Here is a 10,751-nt window from a genome sequence, read left to right on the forward strand (position 1 = left end):
ACAAAAAGTCGGTTGAATCATTGCGGCACAATTACGCGACACGTTTTCCATATAGAGAAATTTCCAACTACCCATGAAGAAAATCGCAGTCGTCACCGGCATCACTGGTCAGGATGGCGCCTACCTGGCCCAACTCCTGTTGAGCAAGGGCTATGTCGTGCATGGCACGTTCCGTCGCACCAGTTCGGTCAACTTCTGGCGGATGGAAGAGTTGGGGATCCAGGATCACCCTGATCTGAAGTTGGTTGAGCACGATCTCACCGACCTCGGCAGTTCGCTCACCCTCATCAAGGACGCCAAGCCGCACGAGGTCTACAACCTCGCTGCCCAGAGCTTTGTCGGTGTGAGCTTCAACCAGCCCGACGCCACGGCACAAATCACGGGCATGGGCGCGCTTCATCTGTTGGAAGCCATTCGTCTGACCGACCGGGGTATCCGTTTCTACCAAGCGTCGACTTCTGAAATGTTCGGCAAAGTGCAAGCGATCCCGCAGGTCGAGGACACGCCGTTCTATCCGCGCAGTCCCTATGGCGTTGCCAAGCTGTTCGCGCACTGGATGACGATCAACTACCGTGAGAGCTACGACATCTTCGGTGCCAGCGGCATCCTGTTTAACCACGAAAGCCCGCTGCGTGGACGCGAGTTCGTGACGCGCAAGATCACCGACGCAGTGGCCAAGATCAAGCTCGGCAAGCTCGATGTGCTGGAGCTTGGCAACCTTGGCGCCAAGCGCGACTGGGGCTTCGCTCAGGAATATGTCGAAGGCATGTGGCGCATGCTGCAGGCCGATGAGGCCGACACCTTCATTCTTGCCACGAACCGTACCGAGACGGTGCGCCGCTTCGTCGACATGGCGTTCAAGGCCGCGGGTTACGAGCTGCGCTTCGAGGGCGAAGAGCACAGCGAAGTTGGCATCGATATCGCCACCGGCAAGACGCTGGTGCGCGTAAACCCCAAGTTCTATCGGCCTGCGGAAGTCGACCTGCTGATCGGCGATCCGACGCGCGCCAAGCAGAAGCTCGGCTGGGAGCCCAAAACCACGCTCGAGGAACTGTGCGCGATGATGGTCGAGGCAGACCTCCGTCGCAACAAGCAGGGCTATTCTTTCTGACGGCACCCTGATCGTGCCCTCACCGAGTTTTTGCAAGATGGAATAGGCGCACCAAGACGCCCAAAGTGGAGAAGATTTGATCAACGAACTCAAGCAAGCTGCTCGGCTTTCCAGAAAAGCGCTGCACATTTTGGGCGTGAGCCCCGGTCACACTGCGGCGGATGTCCGGGCGATCAAAGAGGGCGGTCTGTTCGATGCGGATTTCTATCGCAAGGAGTACCCTGCGACGGCTGCTGCCGGTGGGGATCTGCTCAAGCACTATCTCGTCCAGGGTTGGAAGAATGGCCTGGAGCCGTCCCCCAATTTCTCAATGCGCGCATACCTCGGCGAGAACGCCGATGTGCGAGCGGCCAAGCTCAACCCTTTAGTTCATTGGGTGCGGTGCGGCAGTGCCGAACGTCGTGTCCTTCCGCGGAACGTGCGGACCGACAGCCCATGGACGGACGTTGATCGCCCTTATCCTTTGCCCGACGACGTGGTTCAGTACGAACTGCTGGCCGGCCAAGCGTATTTCGCGGGCACAGGCTTTGATTTTGAGCAGCGGGAGGCCGGCAGCACGGTTGCCGATGCTGCAAAGGCAATGGCAGCGCGCACGCCCCTGCTCTCCGTTGATGCAACGTCTCCCAAGGTTTCGATCATCATTCCGGTGTACGGGCAAACGCACTTCGTGCTGAATTGTCTCGACTCGCTTGCGAGGCTTCGCTCCAGATATTCGGTTGAAGTGATGATTGCCGACGACGCGTCGCCGGCCGCTGCGCGCACGGACGTATTGAAAGCGATCCCCTGGATCCGCTACGAACGTCGCGCAGAAAATGGTGGCTTCCTTGAATGCTGCAACTCCGCGGTGCAGATGGCAAAGGGCGAGATCGTCATCCTGCTGAACAGCGACACGCGCGTCGTGGACGGTTGGCTCGACGAACTCGTCGAGGCCTTCGAGCTGTTTCCCAAGGCGGGCATGGTGGGCTCCAAGCTCTTCAACGCCGACGGAACGCTTCAGGAGGCGGGAGGCATTTTCTGGCGCGATGGGTCCGCCCACAACTACGGGCGCAATGAAGACCCGAACCGGCCGCAATACTGCTTTGCTCGCCAGGCCGACTTCATTTCCGGCGCTTCCATTGCGCTTCGCAAAACCGTCTGGAATGAGCTGGGCGGCTTCGACCCCGAATACAAGCCGGCTTACTGCGAAGACGCGGACCTTGCATTCCGGCTGCGTCGCGCGGGTTACGAGGTGTGGTTCGTGCCGACGTCGCGTGCCGTCCATTACGAAGGCATCACGCACGGCCGCGACACCTCGAAGGGCATCAAGGCCTACCAGGTGACGAATCTCCAGAAGTTCGCCAAGCGCTTCAGTGCCGAACTGAAGGAGCATCCGCAGCCGGGCACGAGCTCGATGCGCGCTGCCAGCTGGCGAGTCAAGCGCAGCATTCTGGTCATTGACGCCCTGACTCCAACGCCTGATCAGGACTCCGGCTCCATCGTGACGAACGAAGTCATGAGTGCGTACCGCGAGTCGGGGTTTGCCGAGAGCTTCCTGCCGCTGCATTCGCCGCACTGGTGGAAGAAATACACGAGCGCCCTGCAGCGTCGTGGCGTTTGCTGTTACTACCAGCCGTTCGCGGGCGATGTGGCGGACCTGCTCGCGCTCGACAATTCCTTCGACTACGCATTGCTGTATCGCTACAACGTTGCGGATGTGGTCTACCAGGACTTGCGTAAGAAGGCGCCGGCGACACGCCTGCTCTTTGCCAATGTCGACCTGCACTTCCTGCGGGAGACGCGCGCGGCTGAAACAGCCAACACGCCCCACGCGCTCTTCGCCGCCAAGGTCACGAAGAAGAGAGAGCTCGAGATGTTCGCGCAGGCGGACGCCTCGTTCATCCATACGCAGGTTGAAGAGGACGTGATCCAGAAGTCTTTGCCGGCGCCGCTCAACAATCTGGTCGTGCTGCCCTGGATCTCCGAGGTGTACCGAGATACGCCCGGGTTCTCGGCTCGCTCGGACATCATGTTCCTGGGCAATTTCCCGCACGTTCCTAACGTCGACTCCATCCTGTTTTTCATGAAGTCGATCTGGCCGGCGTTGCAGCAAGGCCTGCCGCCCGAGGCAAAGCTTCTCATCGTCGGAAACAAGCCGCCGCCCGAAGTGTTGGCGATGGCTTCTGATCGCGTGGTGGTCACGGGCTTTGTCGAAGAGCTCGCGCCTTACTTCGTGAAATCGCGTGTTTTCGTTGCACCGTTGCGCTACGGCGCGGGCATCAAGGGCAAGCTGGTGACGGCGCTTGCGCATGGCGTTCCAAGCGTGGCAACGCACATCGCCGCCGAAGGCATCGCCGCCGTCGGCGACGGCCATCTGTCGATCACGGACGACCCGGCGCAGTTTGCCGCCGAGGTGTTGCGCCTCTACGGTGATGAAGCGTCGTGGGACCGTATGCGCGAGGCGGGATTGAAGTACGTCGAAGACAATTACTCGCGCGTTGCGACATCGAAAATCTGCCTGCATGCACTGGCCGTGGCTGATCAGACCTGGTCCGCCCGCCAGGAGCTGGAGTGCCGACGCTCACTCGAGAAAATCATGGCGCAGAACGGCGAGTTTGAGCCGGTGAAGACCACCTGAAGGTGCCTTGGTTTTTTTCTGACCTGCGGTGTGAGTCAAATGAACAAGAACAGATCCAAAGAGGATCGGCAAGCGTCCGCAGGTGAAGCGGACTCCAACAGGACGGGAAGTTCTGAAATGGGGAGTGCATCCGTTTTCGAGGCATTGCTCGAGGAGGCCAACCAGCGTGCCGAAGCGGCGCTGAACCAGCAGCGCGCCATGCGCGACTCCATCTCGTGGAGGGTGACTGCGCCTCTCAGGAAGATGTCGACATCCGTGTCCGCGCCAGTTCGCGCGAACTTGCGGCGTGTCGCCAAAGCGGCCTGGTGGGCCCTCACGCCATGGCGCATGCCGGAGCGGCTTCGCGTGCTCCGCGTAAGGCGGCCTGTCGAGGTGTCGCTGGGCGGGTCTACCGATCCCACCGATGCCTACGGCACCTGGATTTCCACTGCCGAGCGCCGCTCGCCTCCGATCGACGATTCGAGCAGCGGTCTGCGCGTATCTTTTCTCGTGGTGGCAGGCACGGAGCCGGATGCGTTGTTGCGCACCATCGGATCGCTTTGCTCGCAGACGAGCAAGCGGTGGCAAGTCCTGGTCGCGGTTCAAGCCGACGCAGCTTCTTCAATCATTGCCGCGCTCGAAACTTTGGCCAAGGACTCGCGCATCGTGCGTGTCGTGGTCGAAGACGGCTCACGCGCACGCGGTTTGGCTGCCTGTGCATTGCAGGCGATCGGGGAGTTCATCGCCATACTCGATGCAGGCGACGTGCTCGCCGCAGGGGCATTGAACGAAGTTGCCCATGCCTTGGGCCGGGCAGGGCACAGCGACATACTCTACGGAGATGAAGACGAGCTGTCGGCGCAGGGCTTCCGTCAGAACCCCTATTTCAAGCCAAGCTGGTCGCCGGATCTGCTTTACGCGTTCAATTATTTTGGACGTTTGACGATGCTGCGACGGGAGATGGTCGCCAGCGTCGGAGGTATCGATGGTGCCGCAGGGGATGGGGTTGAATGGGACCTCAACCTGCGAGCGAGCGATCATGCTGGCGTTATCACGCGCATTCCGAAAGTGCTCTGCCATCGCGCGGAGGGCGGGCGATGCGAGCGGGCCGCGCCCGATACGCCGACAGCGGCTTCGCACCGTGACGCCTTGCGTCGACACTGGGCACGCTCGGGCATCGATGCGGTCGTTGAAACTCAGCCCGATGGGACCCAGCGCGCGACATGGCCGCTTGTCACTGCGCCACTGGTTTCGATCGTCATCCCGACCAAGGACAAGGTCGAACTGCTTCGTGTGTGTATCGACGGACTTCTTGCCGGCACGGACTACGACCGCAAGGAAATCATCCTTGTGGATACCGGCTCCATCGAATCGCAGACCTGGGCGTACTACGACGAACTCAAGCAGCACCCCGAGATTTCAGTCGTCCATTTCAGCAAGAAATTCAACTATTCGGCCGCATGCAATCACGGTGCGTCCTTCGCACACGGCGAGTTGTTGCTGTTCCTGAACAACGACATCGAGGCGGTGTCCCGCGACTGGCTGCAGGAATTGGTGCGATTTGCGTTGCGCCCGGGCGTCGGCGTCGTCGGCACGAAGCTGCTCTATCCCAACGGGCAACTGCAGCACGGAGGCGTCGGGATCGGGATCAATCTGTGCGGACTCATGTACCGGGCCGCGGAAGATCACTCGTGGGGTGTCTTCGGTTCGGCCGAGCATCCGCGCAACTGGCTCGCCATCATGGGCGCGTGCCAGATGGTTCGCCGCAGCGTCTTCGATCTGGTCGGCGGATTCGACGAGTCCTATCTGGTGGCCGTTAGCGACGTGGCGCTGTGCATGCACATCTGGCGCGCCGGCTATCGCATTGCCTACACGCCCTATGCGCATCTGTTGCACCATGAAGGCGCAACGCGCGGCACGGTGAATCCCACGCCTGACCTGGAGCGCTTCGCGGACGATGTGCGCCTGTTGGGCATCGACGAAGATCCCTACCTGCATCCCGAGTTGGATGCGAGGCTTCCGATCCCCGCGCTCCGTGACGCGGCTGCGTCGACCGTTCGCGAGAGCCTGATGGCGGACACGCGGGCTCTCGGGTCTCTCATCCTGCCGGCTTCGGCCCTGGATCTTTTCATCGACCGCACGTGCCTCGAGGCCGCAGGCCTTCCAAGAGAAGACGTGGTGTGGATGCCTCAGGCGGCGTACCGCATCTGCGACCAATGGTCTGCGGCGCGCTGGTGCCTCGATCTCTTGCGGACCCGGCCTGATATCGCGCGGCGTTTTCCGGCTGCGCTGTCGGCGGGTTCCGGCGGCGAGTTCGGCCGCTGGATCGCACAGGAGGGCGGCGCGACGCTTGGCTTGTCCGAGTCGGCGAGGGCCATTGTTGTTGACAGCCTGTCGATGGATCTGGGCGCGCGTGCACGCCAGGCATTCCTGTTCCACGGCGACATCAGGAGCACGTTGCCCCAGGGGCTGTTGCCCATGGGCCAGTTCGAGCTGTTTCACTGGTTCATGCGGCACGGGCGGCGTGAGGCCGGGTTGAGGCTCGAGGAAGTCTGGTGGCTGTTCTGGGAAGCGTCGGAGCAACCTGCGCGCGAACTGGTGCTTGCGTATGCATTCACGCCAGCCTGGCAAGAGCTGTACCCCGACGGCCTGACAGTCTTCGGCCGAAGGGCTTTCGCGGCGTGGTTCAGCGCGTTCTACCGCGTGACGGATGCTTGGGTCGATCCGTCGGGCTGGCCCGTCGATATCGAGCCTGCACGCCAGATCCGCATGGCCTACCTGGCCCGTGCGCACTGGCGCTTGCGGCACCCCCAGGCCCTCGACGACGCATCGCACGCGCAGGCACTGATCGAGTGGCTTGCAACACCCGACGCGGCGCAGCCGCCAGAGGTGGCGCAGTGGTGTGCCTCGCTGGATGTCGCGCAGGTCGCCGCCGAAGTGGCCGCGCAAGGTGTGAATGTCATCGGGCATTTCTCGTATCCCTCGGGCCTTCGTGTGTCCGTCGAAGCGTTGATCGAAGGCCTGGAGCGTGTTGGCGTGCGCACCTCCCTGCGCGACCTGCGGACCGACCGCAAGGACGATCCGACGCATGTGAATTTCAGGGGCTTCGAAGATTTCGAGACTACCCTCATCCACGTGCAGCCAGAGCCGTTTTTCGACCAGGCGTTTGCCCGCAGCGATTTGTACGAGCGTTTACCGCGCACGTATCGCATTGCCTATTGGTACTGGGAATTCGACTCCATTCCCGATGCATGGGTGGAGCATGCCGAAAGCATCGACGAAGTCTGGGCTGCCACGGAATTCGTGGCGCGCGGCTTGCGCAATCGTCTGAAGGTGCCGGTGCGCACCCTGTTCCCTGGCGTGAAGCTCGGTCCCTATGAGCAGCGTCCGCGCGCGTATTTCGGCCTCAAGGAGGCGCCTTACACCTTCCTTTTCACCTTCCACATGATGAGCGTCATGGAGAGGAAGAATCCGATCGGGCTGATCCGCGCCTTTACCCAGGCATTCGGCACCGATCTGTCAGTGCACCTGGTGCTCAAGACATCTTTCGGCGATCGCCATCCGGTGCAGTTCCAGGAACTGCTGGCGGCGGCAACGGCGGCCAACATCACGGTCATCAACGAGGTCTACAGCCCCGAGGATGTGCTTTCGTTGATGGATGCCTGCGATGCCTATGTGTCGCTGCATCGCAGCGAAGGACTGGGCCTGACGATGGCTGAGGCGATGCTGATGGGCAAGCCGGTCATCGCGACCAACTTCTCGGGCAACATCGACTTCATGGACGAGAGCAACAGCCTGCCCGTCGACTACAAGCTCGTGAAACTCGGCAGGGCCATTCCGCCCTATGACGCTCACCTGGAATGGGCAGAGCCTTCGGAAGCGCACGCGGCAGAACTCATGCGGCGAGTTTTCGAGAATCAGGCGTGGGCTCGCGATCTGGGAGCCAGGGCCAAGGCCAGCGCGGACGCGAACATGTCCCTGGACGTTGCCGGGGGGAGGGTCGCGGCCCGGCTGGCGGAAATCCGGGCGCTGCGATCCGGTGCGGATCGCGCGCTGATCTGATCAGGAAACCTCGACGATCCGCCCGTGTTCGAGGTGGATCACCCGGTTGCATTCCTTGGCAATCAGCTCCGGCGAGTGCGATGCCAGCACCAGGATGCCGGACTTGGACACCACGTCCCGCATGCGCTTCTCGGCCTTTTCGGTGAACTCCGCGTCGCCCACCGAAAGCCATTCGTCCATGAGCAGGATGTCGGCCTCGACGCTGGTCGAGATGGCGAACGCCAGCCGCATCATCATGCCGGTGGAGTAGGTGCGGACCGGCATGTTGACGTACTCGCCCAAGCCGCTGAATTCGCAGATCTCGGGCGTAAGCCGGTCAATGTCTTTCTTGCTCATGCCCATCACGAGCCCGCGCAGCATGATGTTCTCGACGCCGGTTGCATCCATCTCGATGCCGAGCGAAGGATCGATCAGGCTCGCGACCGAACCCTGCCGGGTGAACTCTCCCGCGGAGGGCTCGTAGACGCCTGCCAGCGTGCGCAGCAGCGTCGATTTGCCCGCGCCGTTGTGACCCACGAGGCCCAGCCGATCTCCGCTCTTGAGTTCGAGGTTGATGCCGCTGAGTGCTTGCACCACGGTGACCCCGGTTTCCTTGCCGAAGCGGCCACCGGTGACGGAGGCTGCAAGTGTCTTCTTGAGCGACGCTGCCCCGGCGCCATAGATCGGGAAGTTGACCGAGACGTTTTTAAGTGAAATGAATGCCATGGATCAGAGCCAGTAGACAACGCGGCGACGGTACTTGGAGAACAGCAGGATCGCTGCCGCAAGGCACAGGACCGTCCATACCAGGATACCCAGCCAGCTGTGGATATGCGCGGTGCCGCCCATCAGGGGGGTCCGCAACAGGTCGAGCATTTGTGCGAAGGGGTTCCAGAGAACGTACTTGGCACGCCCCGGCAGATTCTCGGGCAGCCAGAACACGGGTGTCAGGAACATCAGCATCTGCATCACGCTGGTCACGATCTGGGTGACGTCGCGATAGCGTGTGCAAATCAGGCCCAGCAACAGGCCGAGAGCGTGGGCATTGATGATCAGAATGGCAAAGGCCGGCAGTATCAGCAGCACCGACCAGGAGAGCGATATACCTGCCCAGATTGCCACGGGGATATACAACACGATCTGATGAGCGAACTGGATCAGGTTCCGTGCAAGGCTTCGCCAGACAAAAAGACTGATCGGGAAATAGCCCTGCTTCAGGTAGTTGGATGAGCCGACAAAGGCATTGCAGGCATCCGTCACCACGCTGGAGAAAAAGCCCCAGAAGATGATCCCGAGCGCAAGGTGGGGAAAGAACCTGGAAAGCTCGCTGCCGAACAGCGAGCTGTACAGCGGGCCCATGCCGGCGATCATGACGCCCATGCTCAGGGTGAGCCACACGGGTCCGAGCATCGAGCGCCGATAGCGCAGAACGATGTCGAACCATGCCAGCGTCCACCAGATGTCCGTGCGGCGCGTGCCTTCCCACCAGTCAGACAGGGCGCTTCGATGCAGATTGGATTGAACTTGACTCATACCCGTCCATAAGTGTCTGCCAGGCGGACGATGTCGTCCTCACCCAGGTAACTGCCACACTGGACTTCGATGAGCACCAGTTCTTCGTCGCCGATGTTGGTCAAGCGGTGTTTCTCTTTCAATGGGATGTAGCGGTACTGGCCGGGCAGGGTCTCGTGCTCGGTTTCGCCGATCTGGACGATGCCTCGCCCCTGGACGACAACCCAGTGCTCCGCGCGGTGATAGTGATATTGCAACGAGAGTGATTCGCCCGGCATGACCGTGATGCGCTTCACCTTGTAGCCTTCTTCTTCCTTCAGCGCTGCGTAAGTCCCCCATGGGCGGTTGACTACTGCAGGCGATTGGACCGTTTCGTGCTGGCGCGCTTTCAGCGTGTCGACGACATTTTTGACCTGCTGGGCGCTGCTTTTATGCGCAACCAGGAGTGCATCAGGCGTGTCGACGATGATCAGATCGTGCACGCCCAGCGTAGCGACGACCTTGGGGGAGTGGCTGTCGACCTGTACGTGCGTGCCAGTGGTGTCGATGGCAACGACGTTGGAGGGCATCGTATTGCCGCTTGCATCGGGGATGAGCGCCTTGGCCAGGGCAGGCCAGGAACCCACGTCGCTCCAGCCGAACTTGGCGGGCACCACGTGCACATTGTCGGCAGGCTCCATCACCGCGTAGTCGATGCTGATGTCTGGCTGGAGGCCGAAGGTGTGCAGGTCGAACTGGACCGTCTCGCCAGCGGTGCGTGAGGATTCGAGCGCACGCCGGGCGGCCGCCAGCAGCTCCGGTGCGTGTCTTTCAAACGCAGCCACGATGGCGTCCGCCGTGAAGCAGAACATGCCGCTGTTCCAGTAGTAGCGCCCGGTCGCGAGGTATTCCTGCGCAGTTTGGAGATCGGGCTTCTCGACGAAGCGCCTGACCGGCTGGCTCTCTCTCGAAACATGGTCGACCTCGATGTAGCCGAACCCCGTGTCGGGACTGGTCGGGCTGATGCCGAACACCACCAGTGCGCCCTGGATTGCAAGCCGGAACGCCTGGCTCGCGCTTGCAACGAATGCTTCGACGTCCGGCACCAGGTGGTCGGCGGACAGCACGAGCATCACCGTATCGCCGCTGAATTGCTTGATGCACTGCAGCGCAGCCAGGGCGATCGCCGGGCCGGTGTTGCGTCCCTTGGGCTCGAGCAGCAGCGTGGTTTCGGGCGGATCGGACATCTGCCGGAGCACGTCCTTGGTGAGAAACAGGTGGTCCTTGTTGGTGACGACCATCAGGTCGCCGGTACCGCATGCCTGTCCGCGCTCAATCGCTTGCTGCAGAAGGGTCGAGCCTCCCAGCTTCATGAACGGCTTGGGAAAGGCTTGCCGGGAAGAAGGCCAGAGTCTGGAACCGGAGCCTCCCGAGAGCACCACTGAAAGCACCCGCATTTTTTATACCCTGTCTTTATGGAGCGATAATTTTACCGGCCCCTCTTGGGCCAAGCCG

6 protein-coding genes are annotated in these 10,751 nt (G+C 61.5%); 3 read left to right on the plus strand and 3 right to left on the minus strand.

Features of this window, described 5'->3' with window-relative positions; genetic code table 11:
* Window positions 1-73: 73 nt before the first annotated feature.
* From gmd to H7F35_RS15985, 3 genes are all read left to right on the plus strand, one after another.
* Window positions 74-1,111: a GDP-mannose 4,6-dehydratase gene (gene gmd / locus H7F35_RS15975; protein ID WP_187113790.1), complete on the plus strand. Its 1,038-nt coding sequence runs from the start codon at window positions 74-76 to the stop codon at window positions 1,109-1,111.
* Window positions 1,112-1,187: 76 nt separating this feature from the next.
* Window positions 1,188-3,725 (plus strand): glycosyltransferase, encoded by a 2,538-nt coding sequence (locus H7F35_RS15980; RefSeq protein WP_187113791.1) that lies wholly within the window; start codon window positions 1,188-1,190, stop codon window positions 3,723-3,725.
* Window positions 3,726-3,764: 39 nt separating this feature from the next.
* Window positions 3,765-7,766 carry a glycosyltransferase gene (locus H7F35_RS15985; RefSeq protein ID WP_187113792.1) on the plus strand — a complete coding sequence of 1,334 codons (4,002 nt, stop codon included), beginning with the start codon at window positions 3,765-3,767 and terminating at the stop codon, window positions 7,764-7,766.
* Here the strand turns inward: H7F35_RS15985 and H7F35_RS15990 are convergent, their stop codons facing one another.
* From H7F35_RS15990 to H7F35_RS16000, 3 genes are read right to left on the minus strand one after another with little or no spacing between them, the layout of a single operon-like run.
* Complete coding sequence (locus H7F35_RS15990; protein WP_187113793.1) at window positions 7,767-8,471, minus strand: ABC transporter ATP-binding protein; 705 nt, start codon at window positions 8,469-8,471, stop codon at window positions 7,767-7,769.
* Window positions 8,472-8,474: 3 nt separating this feature from the next.
* The gene (locus H7F35_RS15995; protein ID WP_187113794.1) at window positions 8,475-9,278 is read right to left on the minus strand and encodes an ABC transporter permease; all 804 of its coding nucleotides are present in this window, start codon (window positions 9,276-9,278) and stop codon (window positions 8,475-8,477) included.
* Window positions 9,275-10,693, minus strand: a complete 1,419-nt coding sequence (locus H7F35_RS16000) for a mannose-1-phosphate guanylyltransferase/mannose-6-phosphate isomerase (RefSeq protein WP_187113795.1) — start codon at window positions 10,691-10,693, stop codon at window positions 9,275-9,277. Before H7F35_RS16000 ends, H7F35_RS15995 begins: the two co-directional genes overlap by 4 nt.
* Window positions 10,694-10,751 lie beyond the last annotated feature (58 nt).

The organism is Variovorax sp. PAMC26660 (genome assembly GCF_014302995.1).
GTDB lineage: Bacteria > Pseudomonadota > Gammaproteobacteria > Burkholderiales > Burkholderiaceae_C > Variovorax.

Bases quoted from the DNA above. Each gene is read 5' to 3' on its own strand.
- H7F35_RS16000 (WP_187113795.1), bottom strand. From the start codon at position 10,693: ATGCGGGTGCTTTCAGTGGTGCTCTCGGGAGGCTCCGGTTCCAGACTC.
- H7F35_RS15995 (WP_187113794.1), bottom strand. From the start codon at position 9,278: ATGAGTCAAGTTCAATCCAATCTGCATCGAAGCGCCCTGTCTGACTGG.
- H7F35_RS15990 (WP_187113793.1), bottom strand. From the start codon at position 8,471: ATGGCATTCATTTCACTTAAAAACGTCTCGGTCAACTTCCCGATCTAT.
- gmd (WP_187113790.1), top strand. From the start codon at position 74: ATGAAGAAAATCGCAGTCGTCACCGGCATCACTGGTCAGGATGGCGCC.
- H7F35_RS15985 (WP_187113792.1), top strand. From the start codon at position 3,765: ATGAACAAGAACAGATCCAAAGAGGATCGGCAAGCGTCCGCAGGTGAA.